The 17782-nt window shown below is 72.7% G+C and carries 15 protein-coding genes; 11 read left to right on the top strand and 4 right to left on the bottom strand.

Features of this window, described 5'->3' with window-relative positions; translation table 11 throughout:
* Positions 1 to 119 precede the first annotated feature (119 nt).
* The 8 genes from OP04_RS33315 to OP04_RS33280 all read left to right on the top strand — a co-directional run bounded on the left by OP04_RS33315 (position 120) and on the right by OP04_RS33280 (position 8190).
* Positions 120 to 620, top strand: coding sequence for a hypothetical protein (locus OP04_RS33315; RefSeq protein WP_033343969.1), 501 nt, complete (start codon positions 120 to 122; stop codon positions 618 to 620).
* An 84-nt stretch (positions 621 to 704) separates the two neighbouring features.
* Positions 705 to 1268 carry a YceD family protein gene (locus tag OP04_RS33310; RefSeq protein ID WP_033343890.1) on the top strand — a complete coding sequence of 188 codons (564 nt, stop codon included), beginning with the start codon at positions 705 to 707 and terminating at the stop codon, positions 1266 to 1268.
* A 5-nt stretch (positions 1269 to 1273) separates the two neighbouring features.
* Complete coding sequence (gene rpmF, locus OP04_RS33305) at positions 1274 to 1447, top strand: 50S ribosomal protein L32 (protein ID WP_033343889.1); 174 nt, start codon at positions 1274 to 1276, stop codon at positions 1445 to 1447.
* A 57-nt stretch (positions 1448 to 1504) separates the two neighbouring features.
* Entirely contained in the window at positions 1505 to 2461 is a 957-nt protein-coding gene (locus tag OP04_RS33300; protein WP_051799488.1) for a fatty acid synthesis plsX protein, read from the top strand.
* Positions 2458 to 3228, top strand: coding sequence for a ribonuclease III (gene rnc / locus OP04_RS33295; RefSeq protein ID WP_033343887.1), 771 nt, complete (start codon positions 2458 to 2460; stop codon positions 3226 to 3228). The genes OP04_RS33300 and rnc overlap by 4 nt, the downstream gene beginning before the upstream one ends.
* Positions 3225 to 4385, top strand: coding sequence for a mannosyltransferase family protein (locus OP04_RS33290; RefSeq protein WP_157240709.1), 1161 nt, complete (start codon positions 3225 to 3227; stop codon positions 4383 to 4385). The genes rnc and OP04_RS33290 overlap by 4 nt, the downstream gene beginning before the upstream one ends.
* 9 nt (positions 4386 to 4394) lie before the next feature.
* Positions 4395 to 5237 (top strand): bifunctional DNA-formamidopyrimidine glycosylase/DNA-(apurinic or apyrimidinic site) lyase, encoded by an 843-nt coding sequence (mutM, locus tag OP04_RS33285; protein ID WP_033343886.1) that lies wholly within the window; start codon positions 4395 to 4397, stop codon positions 5235 to 5237.
* Positions 5238 to 5988: 751 nt separating this feature from the next.
* A complete protein-coding gene (locus OP04_RS33280) occupies positions 5989 to 8190 on the top strand; it encodes an MMPL family transporter (protein ID WP_033343885.1) in 2202 nt (733 codons plus the stop codon).
* Here the strand turns inward: OP04_RS33280 and OP04_RS50355 are convergent.
* From OP04_RS50355 to OP04_RS33260, 4 genes are all read right to left on the bottom strand, one after another.
* Entirely contained in the window at positions 8135 to 8899 is a 765-nt protein-coding gene (locus OP04_RS50355) for a hypothetical protein (protein WP_051799469.1), read from the bottom strand. The two genes, OP04_RS33280 and OP04_RS50355, sit on opposite strands and share 56 nt — an antisense overlap.
* On the bottom strand, positions 8896 to 10158 hold the full coding sequence (locus tag OP04_RS33270; protein ID WP_033343884.1) for a hypothetical protein: 1263 nt from the start codon (positions 10156 to 10158) through the stop codon (positions 8896 to 8898). The genes OP04_RS50355 and OP04_RS33270 overlap by 4 nt, the downstream gene beginning before the upstream one ends.
* Positions 10155 to 11672, bottom strand: coding sequence for a glycosyltransferase (locus tag OP04_RS33265; RefSeq protein WP_085066962.1), 1518 nt, complete (start codon positions 11670 to 11672; stop codon positions 10155 to 10157). The genes OP04_RS33270 and OP04_RS33265 overlap by 4 nt, the downstream gene beginning before the upstream one ends.
* A 126-nt stretch (positions 11673 to 11798) precedes the next feature.
* Positions 11799 to 12563 (bottom strand): CAP domain-containing protein, encoded by a 765-nt coding sequence (locus OP04_RS33260; RefSeq protein ID WP_051799467.1) that lies wholly within the window; start codon positions 12561 to 12563, stop codon positions 11799 to 11801.
* Positions 12564 to 13051: 488 nt separating this feature from the next.
* Here OP04_RS33260 and OP04_RS33255 point away from each other — a divergent pair, with 488 nt between their 5' ends.
* The 3 genes from OP04_RS33255 to OP04_RS33245 all read left to right on the top strand — a co-directional run bounded on the left by OP04_RS33255 (position 13052) and on the right by OP04_RS33245 (position 17777).
* Complete coding sequence (locus OP04_RS33255) at positions 13052 to 13246, top strand: hypothetical protein (RefSeq protein WP_033343883.1); 195 nt, start codon at positions 13052 to 13054, stop codon at positions 13244 to 13246.
* A gap of 333 nt (positions 13247 to 13579) precedes the next feature.
* Complete coding sequence (gene smc, locus OP04_RS33250; protein ID WP_033343882.1) at positions 13580 to 17164, top strand: chromosome segregation protein SMC; 3585 nt, start codon at positions 13580 to 13582, stop codon at positions 17162 to 17164.
* Positions 17157 to 17777 carry an HAD family hydrolase gene (locus OP04_RS33245; RefSeq protein ID WP_033343881.1) on the top strand — a complete coding sequence of 207 codons (621 nt, stop codon included), beginning with the start codon at positions 17157 to 17159 and terminating at the stop codon, positions 17775 to 17777. The genes smc and OP04_RS33245 overlap by 8 nt, the downstream gene beginning before the upstream one ends.
* Positions 17778 to 17782 lie beyond the last annotated feature (5 nt).

Genomic DNA, 17782 nt, shown 5'->3' with positions numbered 1-17782 from the left:
TCGCCGACGAACAGGGTTTCGCCGGAACGGGTCCGATGGGCCCATGATGAGTGCAGCAGAACGGCGGAGCAGCCGCAGTCAGTGACAGGAGTGAGGCGCCGGTGGACCCGTCCGACCGTATGGACCCGCTCGACCGCATCGACGAGGTCATCAACATCGTGGAGCAGGCCCGCTCCGTGCCGATGTCCAGGACGAACTGCATGGTCGAGCGCGGCGAGATGATCGGCATGCTCGAGGATCTCCGCGCCGAGCTCCCCACGGACCTGCGCAAGGCCGCGGCCCTCCTGGAGGAGCGCGACCGCATAATCGACAAGGGCCGCAGCGAGGCCGAGCGCATCATCGCGGAGGGTGAGGCGGAACACGCGCGCCTCGTCTCGGTGAACGAGATCACCGTCTCCGCCGAGCACGAGGGCGCCCGCATCGTCGCGGAGGCGCGGGCCGAGGCCCAGCGCCTGCGTGAGGAGGTCGACGACTACGTCGACACCGCGCTGGCCAACTTCGAGCAGTTCCTGACCCGTGCGCTGGCATCGATCGAGCGAGGCCGTGACAAGATGCACGCTTTGCGGGAGATCGGATCGTTCGCCGGCACTGACGAAGGCGAGCGTCCTCTCCCGTTCTAGCACGTGCGGCCTGGGGCGATTCGACGCTGGCAACGGTGGTCGGGTAACCTTTTTCGTCGGCCGCCTTCACGGCCGGAGACTGCTATGCCTAAGAAACCTGAGAGTCACCTCAACCCCCGGTCGCCGCTCGTTCTCGACACCCGAGAACTGCCGCGCCGTCCTGGTGCGATGCGTGAGATCCGCCGGGTGTCCGAGGCTCCTGCAGACCTCGGTGTGGAGATGATCGGCGTGGCGCAGGGCGCCGACCTCAGCCTCGACCTGCGGCTGGAGTCGGTGTCCGAGGGCGTGCTCGTGTCGGGGTCCGTCTCCGGGCCGATCACCGGCGAGTGCGGCCGCTGTCTCCGCACGATCGACGACTCGCTGACCGTCACGGTCCAGGAGTTGTTCGCGTACGAGAACAGCGTCACGGACGAGACGACCGACGAAGATGAATTCGGCCGGGTGCAGGACGATCTGATCGACCTGGAGCCGGCTGTGCGGGACGCGGTGGTGCTGGCCTTGCCGACCAACCCGTTGTGCCGCGAGGACTGCCCAGGGTTGTGCTCCGAGTGTGGGGTGCACTGGGACGACCTGCCCGAGGATCACACCCACGAGCTGGCCGACCCCCGCTGGGCCGCATTGCACAACCTGACCAACACCGAGGAGTAATTACCGTGGCCGTCCCGAAGCGCAAGATGTCGCGTAGCAACACCCGGGCTCGCCGGTCTCAGTGGAAGACCAGCGCTGTGGCGACCGTGGCGTGCCCGCAGTGCCGCTCGCCGAAGCTGCCGCACACCGCGTGCAACACCTGCGGCACCTACAACGGCCGTCAGGTCCTCGAGGTCTGACGACACCGCGAGGTGACGCATCCGGCCGCCGGTCGGAGCGCGCCCGCACAACGGCGACTGCCCGGTGCATCGGCTCCTCCAGCGGAGCCGGGCACCGCGCGGATCGCCGTCGACCTCCTCGGCGGGGATTCTGCACCCGCCGTCGTGGTTGACGGCGCTCTGCGGTCGTGCCGGGCCGACTCCGACCTGCATCTTCTGCTCGTCGGCCCTTCCGAGGTGGCCGACGAGATCATCCATGCCCTCCCGCCGAACGATCGCGACCGTGTCTCCGTGCGCGGCGCGCGGCGGGCGGTGGGCATGTCGGACTCTCCCGTCTCCGGGGGCCGCGCCGACACCACCGTGCGGGCCGCCGCGGCCGCGGTCGCGGAGGGCCACGCGGACGCGATGACGTCCGCGGGCCCGAGCGGCGCGATCGTCACGGCCGCGGTGCTCGGCTTCGGCCGGCTGCCCGGCATCCGCCGGCCCGCGCTCGCCGCGATCCTGCCGGCCGCACACGGGCCGGTACTGCTGCTCGACGTGGGCGCCTCCATCGAGTCGAGCCCCGCCACACTGGTCCAGCACGGTCTGCTCGGCGCCGCGTACGCCTCGGCCGTCATGGGACTTTCCGCCCCGCGCCTGGGGCTGCTCTCCATCGGCACCGAGCCCGGTAAGGGCGATCATCCGCGCCGCGCCGCCGACGTCGAACTGACCGGCCGGGCCCTGCCCGGCGCCGCCCGGTACGCCGGGCTGGTCGAGGGCTACGAGATCTCGACCGGTGAACTCGCCGACGTCGTGGTGACCGACGGCTTCACGGGAAACGTGCTGCTCAAGGGCGTCGAAGGCGCCCTCGGCGCGGCCGCGCTCGAAGAACCCCCACCCCGCGCCGGTGTCCTGCTGGGCATCGGCGGGACCGTGGTCGTCTGTCACGGCGCCGCTACCGGCGCCGACCTGGCCTCGGGCATCGCCCTGGCCGCCGACCTGCATCGACGTGCCGCCACGGCGGCCATGTGCGACCTCATTCGGAGCGAATCATGAGTGACCGGGACAAGAAGCGCAGGCCGTCCGTCGGGCATCTGGAGTCGGCCTTCGGCGTGTCCATCGACCTGGAGCTGCTGGAACGCGCGCTGACCCACCGCTCGTACGCGTACGAGAACGGCGGCCTCCCCACGAACGAGCGGCTGGAGTTCCTCGGCGACTCCGTGCTCGGCGTCGTGATCACCACGGCGCTGTTCACGGACCACCCGGACCTGCCCGAGGGCAAGCTGGCGAAGCTGCGGGCCAGCGTGGTCAACATGACCGCGCTCGCGGACGTGGCGCGCACGCTCGGCCCGGAGGGGCTCGGCGCGTACCTCTTCCTCGGCAAGGGCGAGGAGACCACCGGCGGCCGGGACAAGGCCAGCATTCTGGCGGACACGCTGGAGGCGCTGCTCGGCGCGATCTACCTGCAGCACGGCCTGGACGTCGCGGGCAAGGTGATCCACAAGCTGTTCGACCCGCTGATGGCCGCGTCCTCGAAGCAGGGGCCCAGCCTGGACTGGAAGACCAGCCTCCAGGAGCTGACCGCGTCGCTCGGCCTGGGCGTGCCGGAGTACAAGATCGAGGAGGCCGGGCCGGACCACGCGAAGACGTTCACCGCCTGGGTCCACGTGGCCGGCCGGGAGTACGGCGGCCAGCAGGGCCGGAGCAAGAAGCAGGCGGAGCAGCGCGCGGCGGAGGCGGCCTGGCAGACGCTCAACACCCAGGGCCCGGGGTCCCTGAGCGCGGAGGGCGCGCCCGACCTGCCGCTCGACGAGGATCAATGATCGAGACCGCCGAGGCCGAGGCCCCGGTACGGCCCGCGCCGGAGCGGTTCTCGCCGCTCTGGCACATCGCCGCCGTCCTCGCGCTCTACGTGATCCTCCGCGGCCTGCAGACCGCCGCGATCGCCTGGCTGGCGCAGCCCGGCGCGACCGTGGCGGACAGCCTGCTCTCCTGGGACGCGGGCTGGTTCGTCCGCGTCGCCGGGGAGGGGTACCCGACCGGGTACACCTACGACGCGGACGGCGTGCTGGTCGGCAACGGCATCGCGTTCTTCCCGCTCTACCCGGCGCTGATCCGGCTCACCTCGTTCACCGGCCTCAGCCTGCCGGACGCCGCGCTGGCCGTCACCTGGGTGTGCGGCGCCGCGGCCTCGGTCGCGCTGTTCCAGCTCGGCACGCGCCTCTACGACCGGCGCACCGGCTACGCGCTCACCGTGCTGGTGATCGCACAGCCGATGTCCGTGGTGCTGAACATGGGCTACTCCGAAGGACTGTTCCTGGCGCTCGCGGCCGGCGCGCTGCTCGCCGCGCACAAACGGGCCTGGATCTGGATGGGCGTGCTCGGCCTGGCCGGCGCGCTCGCCCGGCCGACCGGCTTCGCGCTGACCGTGGCGCTGGCCGTGGCCGTGCTGCCGGCCTGGCGCACCGAGTCGCGTCGAGGCCGGATCACGTCGCTGACCGCGGCCGGCGTGGCGATGGCCGGCACGCCCGCCTACCTGCTCTGGGCCGGGCACCGGATCGGGGACTGGGACGCCTGGTTCCGCATCCAGACCGCCGGGTGGGGGTCCACGTTCGACTTCGGCCGGACCACGCTGAAATTCCTGGACAGCACCGCGCGGACCGGCAACGGCTGGGTACAGGTCAGCGTGGCCTGGATCCTGATCGGCGCGGTCGTGCTTGCGCTGGTCGCGGTCGGGCAGCGCCCGTGGTGGCCGCTGGTCGCCTACGGACTGGTCACGCTCGTGCTGGTCGTCGGGCAGGGCGGCTACTACCATTCCAAGCCGCGCCTGCTCGTACCCGTGCTGCTGGTCCTCCTGCCGCTCGCGACCGCGCTCGGCCGTGCCCGTCTGCGCACGATCGTGCCCGCGCTCGCCGGCTACGCCGCGTTCGGTCTCTGGTACGGCGCCTACCTGGTCACCGTCTGGCCCTACACCATCTGAGGTTGCCCCGTGCCCGAGCTTCCCGAGGTCGAGACCGTCCGCGCAGGCCTGACCACCTGGGTCGTCGGCCGTCGCCTGCACACGGTCGAGGTCCGCCACCCGCGCGCGATCCGCCGCCATGCGCCCGGCGCCGACCACTTCGCGTCCGTCCTGACCGGACGCACCGTCCAGGACGTCTGCCGCCGCGGCAAATATCTCTGGCTGCCGCTGGACTCCGGCGACGCGATCATCGGCCATCTCGGCATGTCCGGCCAGCTGCTGGTCCAGGCGCCCGGCACGCCGGACGAGACGCACCTGCGGGTCCGGTTCGGCTTCGACGACGACGGGCCGGAGCTGCGCTTCATCGACCAGCGCACGTTCGGCGGCCTGTCCGTCTCCACCGGCGGCGCGGAGCTGCCGTCCGAGATCGCGCACATCGCCCGCGACCCGATGGACCCGCTCTTCGACGACCTCGCGTTCACGGACCGCCTGCGCCGCAAGCACACCGAGATCAAGCGCGCGCTGCTCGACCAGTCGCTGATCTCCGGCGTCGGCAACATCTACGCGGACGAGGCGCTCTGGCGGGCGAAGCTGCACGGCGCGCGCCCCACCGACGCGCTGAGCCGCCCCGCCGTCGCCGGCCTGCTCGGCCACGTCCGCGACGTGCTGTCCGCCGCGATCAAGGAGGGCGGCACCAGCTTCGACGCGCTCTACGTCAACGTGAACGGCGAGAGCGGCTACTTCGACCGCGCGCTCAACGTCTACGGCCAGGAGGGCCTCCCCTGCGCCCGGTGCGGCGCGGCCATCCGCCGCGAGTCGTTCATGAACCGCTCCAGCTTCAGCTGCCCCCGCTGCCAGCCAAAACCCCGATAAAAGCAGATATTCCCGCTTCCGGCGTGGTGGCGGTCCGCATGCTCCCGCGGGCACCGGTCGTCGCTGGCGCTCCTCCCTGCCGGTGCCGTGGGCACACGGTCAAGACCCGTCCGGGCGCCGGGGTGCAGGGAAGGAGCGGGCCGGCGGCCGGGCCAGGACGCGCCACGACCGCCGCCGGTGCCGTGGCCCGCGTGGTGCTGAGCTTTCGGCGTCAGGGTGAGGATGTCGCGGGGCTGTGCCGCTATTTCCTGAAATTTCGGGCACGGAGTGCCCGCTGACCGCCGGGCACTGCCCGCTGACCGCCGGGCACTGCCCGCTGACCGCCGGGCACTGCCCGCTGACCGCCGGGGGAGTGCCCGTCGACCGCCGGGGGAGTGCCCGTCGACCGTCGGGGGAGTGCCCGTCGACCGCCGGTTGGACCTCGACGCAAGAGAGCTCGGTGAAGCCTCGGCGGCGCGGGCGCGTGGTGGCCGGCCGCCGGTGTGCGGCCGTGCGACGGAAACCAGGGGAAGCCCTGACCCCGGATCGGGGGTTCGGCGGGCGGGGCCAGGGACGGGGGTGGGGTCTGCCCTACCGCCGGTGACTCATGCGTGGGGAAACGCACCTTTCGTCGTACCCCCGCGTGATCTTGATCTGGGTCCGGGGGTGGCGCGGGTTCTGCCCCGATGTCCGGATGCGCCGCGGACCTTAGCGTCGATGCGACTGGTTCACAGCAACCTCGCAGCTACGCGAAGGACGGGGAGTCGTAGGCGTGAAGAGACCGGTGACGGTGCGGGTGGCGCGCTGGAGCGCGGAGCATCCGTGGCGCGCGATCGCGCTCTGGGTGGTGTTCGTGGCGGTGTGCTTCATCGGCGGCAACGCCACCGGCATGGTGGACGCCGAGGGTGACGAGGCGGTCGGCGAGTCCGGCCGCGCGGAGAGGATCATCGAGGCCGCCGGGTTCCCGGAGGAGCCGCCGTCGGAGAGCGTGTTGATCACCGCGACCGCGGGCGGCACGCTGGACGTCACCGCGGCCCGGCAGGCCGCGACGGACGTGACCGCACGGATGCGGGCGCTCCCCGAGGTGGCCGCGGTCGGCGACCCGCTGCCGTCGCAGAACGGCGACGCGCTGCTGCTCATGGTCGAGATCGCGGGCGACCCGGACGCGAACCTCCAGCCGCTGCTCAATGCGACCGCGGACGCCCAGCGCGCGAACCCCGGCGTCCGGGTGGAACAGGTCGGCGGCGCCTCGATCGACGCCGCGCTCAGCGAGACGCTGGACGGCGACTTCCGGCGCGCGGAGATGCTCAGCCTGCCCGTCACGCTCCTCATCCTGATCGTCGCGTTCGGCGCGCTGATCGCGGCCGGCATCCCGGTGCTGCTGGCGCTCTCCTCGGTCGCGGCCGCGCTCGGCCTCTCCACGGCGGTCTCCCACCTGGTCCCCAACGGGGACGTGACGAGCAGCGTCATCCTGCTGATCGGCATGGCGGTCGGCGTCGACTACTCGCTGTTCTACCTGCGACGGGAGCGCGAGGAACGGGCCAAGGGCCGCGCGCACCTGGACGCGGTCGAGATCGCGGCCGAGACGTCCGGGCACGCGGTGGTGGTCTCCGGCTTCGCGGTCATGATCTCCATGGCCGGGCTGTTCCTGGCCGATGACACCACGTTCTCCTCGCTGGCGGTCGGCGCGATCCTCGTCGTCGCGATGGCCGTGCTCGGCTCGCTCAGCGTGCTCCCCGCCGTGCTGGCCAAGCTCGGCCGCTGGGTGGACCGGCCGCGCGTGCCGTTCCTGTGGCGGCTCACCGCGTCCGGCGGGAACCGGCTGTGGCCGCGCCTGCTCGCACCCGCGCTGCGCCGGCCGCTCGTCACGTTCGTGGTCAGCGTGCTCGCGCTGCTGGTGCTGGCCGTGCCCGCGCTCGGCATGAAGACCAAGTTCACCGGCGTCGAGGACCTGCCCCGGGACAGCGCGGCCATGCAGGCCTACGACCGGATGACCGCGGCGTACCCGAGCAGCGGCACCAACCACGTGATCGCGGTCCGGTCCGCCGCCTCCGACGCGGAGTCGGTGACGGCCGCGCTCACCGGCCTGGCACAGCGGGCCGGCGCGGACCCGCTCTTCGCGCCGGTCGAGGCGGACGGGCCGTCGATCGACCGGTCCGCGGACGGCACCATCCAGGTGCTGCACGTGCCCACGATCCACGCGAGCGGTACGGCCGACGGCGACCGGTCCCTGGACCGGCTGCGCGGCACGCTGGTCCCGGCCGCGCTGGGCGGGCTGACCGGCGCGGAGTACGCGGTGACCGGCGACATCGCGGGGAGCAGGGACGCGTCCGAGCACATGTTCGGCAGGCTGCCGCTGGTGGTCGGCTTCGTGCTCGTACTCACGCTGCTCGTGATGATCTGGACGTTCCGCTCCGTCGTCGTGGCGCTCACCGCGATCGGGCTGAACCTGCTCTCCGCAGGCGCGGCGTACGGCCTGATGGTCCTGGTCTTCCAGGGCACCTGGGCCGAGGGCCTGCTCGGTTTCCGGTCGATGGACGCGATCGTGACCTGGCTGCCGCTCTTCCTGTTCGTGGTGCTGTTCGGCCTGTCCATGGACTACCACGTGTTCGTGGTCAGCCGCATCCGCGAGGCCGTCCGCGCCGGACTGCCGAACCGGGAGGCGGTCGCGCACGGCATCACCAGCTCGGCCGGCGTGGTCAGCAGCGCCGCGATCGTCATGGTCGCGGTCTTCGCGATCTTCGGCACGCTCAGCATGATCGAGTTCAAGCAGCTCGGCGTGGGCCTGGCAGCGGCCATCCTGATCGACGCCACGATCATCCGCGCGGTGGTCCTGCCGTCCCTGATGAACCTGCTCGGCGACGCGAACTGGTGGGCACCCCGCTGGGTCCCCGGTCGCACCGTTCCGGCCCCACGGATCACGGAGACGCCGGAGCAGCCTGAGGTACTCGCTGGGGCCTGGCCACGGGGGTAGCGAGCGCCCAGCCCGCGCCGCGCAGGCCGATCAGCCGGCGCGCGAGCGGGAGCAGGGCGACGGGCACCTCGAACACGAGATGCCCGTCGCCCGGCCGCGTCTCCGCCCGCTGGTAGTCGTGCCAGCTCCCGGCGAAGCCGACGACGCCCGCACCCAGGCAGCGGTAGCGGGGGTGCGGGTCGGTTCCCACGTTGAGCAGCACCTCGGTGATGCCGAGGCGGTGCGCGTGGCGGACGGCGAGGGCGGTGATGCCGAGGTCGTCGGGCTCGGCAGGGCAGCGGTCCAGGAACAGGCCGGAGACCGGGTGCCGGGACCAGGCGTCGAGCGCTTCCACCAGTGCGGTGACCGGGCGGTCGCCGAATTCGAGGTCGACGCGGGCGAACATGGCGATCCGGGCTCGGGTGAGGGCTCGGACGGCCGCGGTGATCTCCGGCTCGGGGAGGTCGAGGATCGCGGTCACCGGGCTGTCCGGGGGCGCGACCGCGGCCCAGATCTCGGCGGGGGAACGACGGTGCGCGGCCAGCGGCAGCAGCATCGGCGTGCCTGTCGTCGGATCGCCGGTCGGGTCCGGATCAGGGCGGGCCGGCCGGCTCTCGGCCCAGGTCACCAGCGAGGGCGGCGCGGGCCGGGGGATCGTCTCGTCGGGCGCCGCGGGCCGGTGCGCCGGCCTTCGTACCGGGACGGCGGGGCGGATGCGCGGGAGGATCATCGTCGTGCTCCGCGTCCGGTGGCGGTCACGAGTCCGGCGGCGTAACTGATCGCCAGCGCCCCGATCAACACGGTTGCGGGTACGGCGACGGTTCTCGTGGTCAGCGAGACGCCGGGAGGGACGGCAGATGCGGCCGTGGGTGCGGGCCCGGGTGCGGTTTCAGCGGGCAGCACGGTCCCGGGAGCGGGTGCGGACGTGACGCCGGGTGCGGACGTGACGCCGGGGATCGGCGCCGCCACGGGAGAAAGTGCGGCGATCGTGAGCAGGAGCGGCGCCAGCGAGATCAGCGCCGCCGCCGTGGTGCGGCCCTGGCTCGCGAGCAGCAGGAGCACGCCGTGGAGCCCGGCCAGCAGCAGGCCCGCGGACAGACCGAGCACGAGCGTCCTCGCCGGTGCGTGTCCGGACCACGGATGCGGCGCCAGGCAGGCCGCCAGCGCCGTCACGCCACCGACCAGCAGCGGCGGCACAAGACCCATGATCGACACCAGTGTCACGTCGCCCAGGTGCCGCCGATAGGCGCGGACATCGTCGCAGGCGTCGAGCGCACCGGCCACCTGTGCCGCCCGCCAGCCCGCGAACACCTCCAGCAACGGCAGGCCGAGCAGCACCGGAATCACGGCCGGCGGCACCGTGCCGTCATCGGGCGCCACGCGCCAGACCAGCACGAATGCGGCCGCCTGTCCGAAACCGACCATGAGGTGCCCGAGCCCGGCACGCCGGACCGCCGCCGTCGGCCGGCTGCCGTCCGGAGCGATGCGGCCGGCCCGCTCGCCTGATATCCGCGGCAGCACCCGCGACGACGCTCCGTGCACCTCCCACGTCGCCCGGCGCGCTGACCCCGAGGCGGCCCCGGGCGTTGCCGACGGCGTCGCACGTGGCATGGCAGCCGGTCTCCGTCGTGCCGGCAACGGTGTTGCCGACGCACGCCACAGCCACCCCAGCAGCAGTACGCCCGCGGGCACGGCCCATCCCGCGCGCCCGAGCGGCACGGCCGAGGCCAGCAGCACCGCGTGGAGCAGGCCCCGGCGCAGCGCCGCCCGCAGGAACGGGACCCGGCCGGAGCCCACTCCGGACCGGATCCAGCGCATCCGCCGGACGTGCCCGAGCAGGGCTTCGCCGAGCGCGAAGACGGTCGGCACGCCGTACCCCCGGAGCACCGCCTGATCCGTCAGCCCGCGTGACTCGATCGCGGCGGCCACGTCGTCGGCGTCCGCGGCGTGGGCGAACCGGGTGAGTTCGGCGATCGTGGGGACGTTCATCGGCACCTCAGGTCCCGGTAGAGGTGGTCGTAGGCGGTCAGGGCCGCGTGCGGCGCGTGCCGGGCGAGCGTGCGCCGGCGGGCCGCGAGACCGAGACGTCCGCGCAGGTCAGAGTCGGTGAGGAGCAGGGTGCAGGCGTCCGCGAGCGCGTCGGGTTCGCCGGCCGGCACCACGATCCCGCCGTCACCGACCGTCTCGGCCGCCGTTCCGGCATCGGTCGCCACGGCCGGACGGCCGGCCATCAAAGAGCGGATCAGGGGGTACGGCGTGCCGTCCGTCACCGCGGTGGCGACCACGATCTGGCCGTCCGCGCCCGGGTCGTCCGTGAACCGCAGCGTGCCGCCGAGGCCGAGCCGGTCGCCGAGGTCACGGCAGGCGCGTGCGTAACCGGCGTCCGCGACCGGCCCGTCCACCACCAGCCGCACGCCGGGCACCCGCGCCCGGACCAGGCTGAACGCGCTGAGCAGGCAGGGCAGCTCCGCGTCCGGCCCGATCGTGCCGCGCCACAGCAGCAAAGGCGCGTCCGGCTCCGGGCCGGCGGGGCCGGGGTCGTCGAGGCCGGGCGGCACGACGAGCACGCGTTCCGGGTCCGCGCCGTGGCGCAGCTGCCAGCGCCGGTGGAAGCGTCCGGACGTGGTCACACGCCCGGCCGACTCGTAGCCGAGCCTGCTCAGCGCGCGGTGGAAGCGCAGCAGCACGGTCCGGACCGGGTCGTCGTCGCCGGGCACGAGGTACTGCCGTCGCAGGTGGCTGTCGTGCTCGGTGAGCAGGTAGGGCGTGCCGGCGCGCCAGAGCGCCGCGAGCGCGCACAGCAGCGGCGGTCCGGACGACGCCGCATGCGTGAGGTCCGCGTCCGGCGCGGCGACCGAGAGCGGGCGGAGCGCGCGTTCCAGCAGGCCGGCGGCGTGCCGGGCCTGACGGAGCGTGAGCCGGGGGAGAGAGACGTCGAGGCCGCGGGCGGCCCGGACCGCGTCGAGCAGGGCGCCTGCGGTCGGCACACCCTGTAGCGGGCGGCGGCCGGGGCGGGCCGAGGCCGGCACGGAAGGCGCGGGATGCGTCGGGACCGAGGCTGCGCCGGGAAGGACCAGGGCCGTGACGGGGGCGGTGCCGGGTGGCGTGGCGAGAGCGGCGAGCCGGTGCAGTCCGTCCGCGAACAGCCGTGCGGAGGCGTCGCCGTCCCCGAGCAGGCCTCGGAACAGCAGCCTGGCCGCGGTGACGGCGGCGGCCCGTTCCGCACGGGCCGGCGCCGGACCACGTGTGCCGAGCCGCACCTCACGCACCGAGGCGACGTGCGGCGGCAGCGGCACCGCACCGCATGCCTCCGGCCCGTGAGCAGTCGGACGACGCGGATTCAGGCTGCGGACATCGTGCCCGCACGTGTCCGGACAGCGCTCACCCAGGTGGCCCGCATCCAGCCGGACCAGGTGGAACGTGTGCCCCGGCAGTGCGCCGACAAGCCGCCGGGCCCAGGCGTCGGCCGGTGTTCCGGCCTCGGTAACGAGCGCGACCCGCACCGGTGGCCTATCGCCGGTACGGGTCGCGCTCGGAAGAACAGGGTGTGGTCACGCCGTGCGCAACGAGCTTTCCTCAGGTCGAAGCGCCGGTTGTCGGCTTGGGGACAGCGGTCCCACCCGGCCGTGTCAGCTGCCGGAACCGAACATCTGCGTCCAGATCGGCGTGTTCCCGTCGTACGCGAGGCCGACGCCGGTCTCCTTGGCGTTGCAGTTGAGGATGTTCGCGCGGTGGCCGTCGCTGTTCATCCACGACTCCATGACCGACTCGGCGGTCTGCTGGCCCTTGGCGATGTTCTCGCCGATCGCGTTCTGGTACCCGGCGGCGCCGGCCCGGTCCCACGGCGTGCGGCCGTCGAGGCTGGTGTGGTCGAAGTAGTCCTGGTTCGCCATGTCCTGGCTGTGCCCGCGGGTGGCGGTGCGCAGCTTCTCGTTCGTGGTGACCTTCACGGAGCAGCCGGCGTCGGCGCGCCGCTGGTTGACGAGCGCGGTGACCGCGTCCTCCATCGTCGTGATCTTGTCGGAGGAGCCGGAGCCGGCGCCGCTGTTCGACGAGTTGCCGCTGCCGGTGCCACCGGTCTGCTTCGGCGACGCCTTGGGCGCGGCCGGCGCGGTGCTGGCCGGCGCGGACGGGGTGGCGCTCGGGGACGGCGACGGGCTGGCCGGGTTGTCGCCCATGATCGCTTCGCCGCTGACCTGGTCCGGGCTCACCGGCGCCGAGCCCTCGGGCCGCGCACCGCGGTCCGCGGCCGGGTCGGCGGCGAGGTCGTTCCGGTCGGCCTCGCTGGCGGTGGTGTCGTACGACGAGTCGTTCCCGCCTCCGCCGCCGAGGTTGGCCGGTAGCACGTACGCCGCGACGCCGAAGATGGCGAGCACGGCCGCGACCAGTGCCACCAGACCGGCGGTGCCGCCCGGAACGCGACGCTTACCGGCTTTTTTGACTCTTTTCGCGCTGTGTCGCCCGCCAGAGACAGTTGTGCTCTCCTCCACGCGGGGCAGCGCTTGCTGGCTCGTCGCTCGCTCGGCTTGCCGTGACACGGGGTGAACGCCTCCACAGACGGTTGAACCGCGCGCTAACGCAGCGCGATCGATGGGCGCAAGATGCCACTCGAACCTAAACGGGTGACGGGCGACTTCCAACAGACCTAAGGAAGACCTAGGAAAGACCTAAGAACCGTCGGACCGTGCGCAAAATGGTAATTACCGACCGTGACCAACGTGGCGCGAGACACGCCGCGCTTGACTCTTTTGGCGACGCGGCGGACTATGGAGGGGTCGCCAGTCGCGCCCGATCACGCCCGTGTGTGCCCACGAGTGTGGAGTCGCGATTTGCTGGGCGCGCGTTGGCCGGCCTTTCCGGCAGCGCATTATGAGGAGACGAAATGGCGAAGGCCCTCTACGGCCACGTCGGCATGGCGCAAGACCGGCGCCTCGTCGACGAGGTCAACCGACTGCGTTCCACGGTGCAGGCACTGGAGTTCGAGATCACGCGGCTGCGTGCTGACAACGATCGGCTCGCCGCTGCCGCCGCCGAGGCGGATGATCTGCTGAGTCTGCGCGAACCGGCGCTGACCTGATTTCCAGGGGCGTCGGTCCACCCGGCGCCCACTGCAAGAAGCAAGCCCCCGCGGTAACGCCGAACGCGACAACAGAATCCCAGAGCGCGCCGACACACTTTCCTGTGGCGGCGCGCAGCCTTTTGTCCGGGCAGCGCGTTGGCGCTTTCCTCACCTGCGGTTAGCGTGGAGCGGCGATACGTTCCCGGGACCGTGGCCTGCTCGTTGACCACGCTGGGCCGCCGGCCTCGACGAGGCCGACGCGTCATGCTCGTCGCCCGCGGGTTACCCTGCGGATTCGTTGCTTGCCCGCCAGCGTCCCACGGCGGGGCGCCGGGGTGAGGATACGGAAACGTGCATCTCAAGAGCCTGACGGTGAAGGGCTTCAAATCCTTCGCCAGCGCCACGACCATGCGCCTGGAGCCCGGCATCACCTGTGTGGTGGGGCCGAACGGCTCCGGCAAGTCCAACGTCGTGGACGCGATCGCCTGGGTGCTCGGCGAGCAGGGCGCGAAGGCGCTGCGCGGCGGCAAGATGGAGGACGTCATCTTCGCCGGCACCGCCGGCCGCGCGCCGCTGGGCCGTGCCGAGGTCACGCTGACCATCGACAACACGGACGGCGCGCTCCCGATCGACTACACCGAGGTCTCGATCACCCGGCGGATGTTCCGCTCCGGAGAGTCCGAGTACGAGATCAACGGCAACGGCTGCCGCCTGCTCGACATCCAGGAACTGCTCTCCGACTCCGGCATCGGCCGCGAGATGCACATCATCGTCGGCCAGGGCCGGCTCGACAGCATGCTGCACGCGAAGCCGGAGGACCGCCGCGCGTTCATCGAGGAGGCGGCCGGCGTTCTCAAACACCGCAAGCGGAAAGAGAAGGCGATCCGCAAGCTGGACGCCATGCAGGTCAACCTGAACCGGTTGAACGACCTCACCGCGGAGCTGCGCCGCCAGCTCAAGCCGCTCGGACGCCAGGCCGAGGTGGCCCGCCGCGCCGCCGGCATCCAGTCCGACCTGCGCGACGCGCGTCTCCGGCTGCTCGCGGACGACCTGACCACGCTCCGCACCACGCTCGACAAGGAGATCGCGGACGAGGCCGCGCTCCGGACCCGGCGCGGCGAGCTGGAGAAGGAGAACGAGATCTCCCAGCGGCGGCTGGCCACGCTGGAGGCCGCGCACGCGGAGGACGCGCCGTTGCTCGCGGCCGCGCAGGACGCCTGGTACAAGCTGTCCGCGCTGCAGGAGCGGTTCCGGTCCACCGAGCAGCTGGCCGGTGAGCGGCTGCGGCACCTGTCCGCGCCGGGCGAGGAGGAGCGGCCCGGCCGCGACCCCGACATGCTCGAAGCCCAGGCCGAGGAGGTACGGGCCCAGGAGGAGGAGCTGCGGGAGGCGCTGGAGGAGGACAAGGCGCGGCTGGCCGAGGCCGTCGAGGCACGGCAGGACATGGAGCGCCAGCTCGCGGACGCGGAGCGCGCACTGCGTACCGCCGCGAAGGCCATCGCCGACCGCAGGGAGGGCCTCGCCAAGCTGACCGGCCAGGTCAGCGCCGCGCAGGCCCGGTCGACCACGGCCGCGGAGGAGATCTCCCGCCTGGTCACCGCGCACACGGACGCGGCCGAGCGCGCGGAGCGGGCCCAGTCGGCCGTGGACGAGGTCTCCGCCGAGTCGACCGAGGCCGACCGCGACAACGCGGACCTCGACGCCCGGCACGCGGAGACGGTCGCGGCGCACGACGCCGCGTCCGCCGTGGTCCGCGACCTCTCCGAGGCGGAGCGGAAGGCGGAGAAGGACGCGGCCAGCTGGAAGGCACGTGAGGAGGCGCTCGCGATGGGCCTCAAACGCAAGGACGGCGCCGGCGCGCTGCTGGCCAGGGCCGGGCAGGTCCCGGGCCTGCTGGGCAGCCTCGCGGGCCTGCTGAGCGTGCGCCCGGGTCACGAGGCCGCGCTGGCCGCCGCGCTCGGCGTGCTGGCCGACGCGGTCGCGGTCGCCGGCGTCGACGAGGCCGTCGAGGCGATGCGCACGCTCAAGATCACCGACGCCGGGCGGGCCGCGATGCTGATCGCGGGCGAGGCCGGCCCCGGCGACCTGGGCTCGCTGGACGCGCTGCGGCCCGCGCTGCCGGACGGCGCGTCCTGGGCCCCCGACCTGATCACCTGTGCGGAGCAGGTGCGGCCCGCGGTCTACCGCGCGCTGCGCGACGTGGTGTTCGTGCCGTCGCTGGAGGCGGCGGCACAGGTCGCGGCCCACAACCCGGAGCTGCGGGCGGTCACGCCCGAGGGCGACGTGCTGGGCGCGTTCGCGGCCGCGGGCGGCTCCGGCAAGGCGGTCAGCTACATCGAGGTGCAGGCCGCGGTCGACGAGGCCAAGGCGAACAGGGAGACGGCCGAGGCCACCATCGCCGGACTCAAGGAGCAGCTCGCCGAGGCCCGCGAGGAGGTGGCCGCACGCAAGGAAGAGGTGCAGGTCGCGTTCGCGGCCAAGCGCGAGGCGGAGAGCCAGCGCAACGCGGCCGCCCGCCGGCTCGCCGAGCTGGGCGCCGCCGCGCGCTCCGCCAAGGCCGAGACGGACCGCCTCGCCACCTCGCGCGCCAAGGCCGAACAGGCCCGCGAGCAGGACCTGATGCGGCTGGAGGAGCTGGAGGAACGGCTGCGCGTCGCGGAGGAGACGCCGCTGGACGAGGAGCCGTCCACGGACGACCGCGACCTGCTCGCCGCCAGCGTCCCCCAGGCCCGGCAGAACGAGATGGAGGTACGGCTCGCGGTCCGTACCGCCGAGGAACGGGTGTCGTCCATCGCGGGCCGCGCCGACTCGCTGATGCGGCAGGCCAACGCGGAACGACAGGCCCGCGAACGTGCCGCCGCCCGCAAGGCCGCGCGCGCCCGCGGCGCCGCCATCGCGCGTGCGGTCGTGGCCGGCGCGAACCAGGCGCTGACCAGGATCGTGGCGTCGCTGGCCGAGGCCGCGCAGACCCGCGACGAGATCGCGACCACCCGGTCCGCGCGCGAGGCCGAGCTGCAGGAGGTCCGGTCGGTCGCCCGGCAGCTCACGGCGGAGCTGGACCGGCTCACCAGCGAGGTGCACCGCGACGAGGTCGCCCGCGCGGAGCAGCGACTGCGGCTGGAACAGCTGGAGGCGAAGGCGGCCGAGGACTTCTCGCTCGACGTCGAGACGCTGACCAGCGAGTACGGCCCGCAGAACCCGGTCCCGCCCACGCAGGCCGACGTCGCGGCCGCGGAGAAGGACGGCAAGCCGGTCCCGGAGCCCATCCCGTTCCACCGGCCCACGCAGGAGAAGCGCGCGTCCAAGGCCGAGCGCGACCTCACGCTGCTCGGCAAGGTCAACCCGCTGGCGCTGGAGGAGTTCGCGGCGCTGGAGGAGCGGTTCAAGTTCCTCTCCGACCAGCTGGAAGACCTCAAGGCCACCCGCAAGGACCTGCTCACCGTGGTCAAGGACGTGGACGACCGGATCCTGGAGGTCTTCGCGTCCGCGTTCGAGGACACGGCCCGCGAGTTCGAGCACGTCTTCCAGGTGCTCTTCCCCGGCGGTGAGGGCCGGCTGATCCTCACCGACCCGGAGGACATGCTCACCACCGGCGTCGAGGTCGAGGCCCGGCCGCCCGGCAAGAAGATCAAGCGGCTCTCGCTGCTCTCCGGCGGTGAGCGTTCGCTGACCGCGGTCGCTATGCTCTGCGCGATCTTCCGGGCCCGCCCCAGCCCGTTCTACATCATGGACGAGGTCGAGGCGGCGCTGGACGATGTCAACCTGGGCCGGTTGATCACGCTGTTCGAGCAGCTCCGTGAGCGTTCCCAGCTGATCATCATCACCCACCAGAAGCGCACGATGGAGGTGGCCGACGCGCTCTACGGCATCACCATGCGCGCCGGCGTCACCGAGGTCATCAGCCAGAAGCTCGTCAAGGAGAGTTCCGATGCGTAGGCAGCGGGCCCGTGCCCTGCTCGTCGACCTGGACGGAGTGCTACGGCACTTCTCCACGATCAAAACCCAGGAGATCGAGCAACGGTACGGGATGGAGCCCGGCCGCCTCTGGCAGACCGCGTCCGTCTGGGGCCGCATGCAGCCGGCGCTGGCCGGCGAGGTCACCCAGGCACAGTGGATGTCCACCGTGGCCGACGAACTGGTCTTCGCGGCCGGCGGTCCGGAGCGCGCGCAGGCCGCGGTCGCGGAGTGGCAGGCCGAGCGCGGCGCTGTCGACGCGGACATGCTGGCGTTCGTCCGGTCCGTGCGCGCGGCGGGCCTGCCGGTCGGGATAGCCACGAACGGGACGGACACGCTCGCCGCGGATCTGGACACGCTCGGGCTGACCGGCGAGGCCGACGTGGTGGTCAACTCGTCCGAGGTGGGGATGCACAAGCCGGCCAAGGAGTTCTTCGTGGCGGCGTGCCTGGCGATCGGCGTACCCCCGCCGCTGGTGCTTTTCATCGATGACGACGATCGCGCGGTACGCGGGGCGCGCGCGGCGGGCCTGTCCGCGCTGCGGTGGAGTGGCCCGGACGATCTTCGGTACGTCCGGGCCGCGCTGGATCTCTAGTTCTT

The organism is Catenuloplanes japonicus, assembly GCF_000717135.1.
Taxonomy (GTDB): domain Bacteria; phylum Actinomycetota; class Actinomycetes; order Mycobacteriales; family Micromonosporaceae; genus Catenuloplanes; species Catenuloplanes japonicus.
Note: the sequence above shows the minus strand (reverse complement) of the source record. Positions and strands in the feature narration are given on the sequence as shown.

Bases quoted from the DNA above. Each gene is read 5' to 3' on its own strand.
- OP04_RS33315 (WP_033343969.1), top strand. From the start codon at position 120: ATGGACCCGCTCGACCGCATCGACGAGGTCATCAACATCGTGGAGCAG.
- OP04_RS50355 (WP_051799469.1), bottom strand. From the start codon at position 8,899: ATGATCCTCCCGCGCATCCGCCCCGCCGTCCCGGTACGAAGGCCGGCG.
- OP04_RS33310 (WP_033343890.1), top strand. From the start codon at position 705: ATGCCTAAGAAACCTGAGAGTCACCTCAACCCCCGGTCGCCGCTCGTT.
- OP04_RS33245 (WP_033343881.1), top strand. From the start codon at position 17,157: ATGCGTAGGCAGCGGGCCCGTGCCCTGCTCGTCGACCTGGACGGAGTG.
- OP04_RS33290 (WP_157240709.1), top strand. From the start codon at position 3,225: ATGATCGAGACCGCCGAGGCCGAGGCCCCGGTACGGCCCGCGCCGGAG.
- OP04_RS33270 (WP_033343884.1), bottom strand. From the start codon at position 10,158: ATGAACGTCCCCACGATCGCCGAACTCACCCGGTTCGCCCACGCCGCG.
- rnc (WP_033343887.1), top strand. From the start codon at position 2,458: ATGAGTGACCGGGACAAGAAGCGCAGGCCGTCCGTCGGGCATCTGGAG.
- OP04_RS33255 (WP_033343883.1), top strand. From the start codon at position 13,052: ATGGCGAAGGCCCTCTACGGCCACGTCGGCATGGCGCAAGACCGGCGC.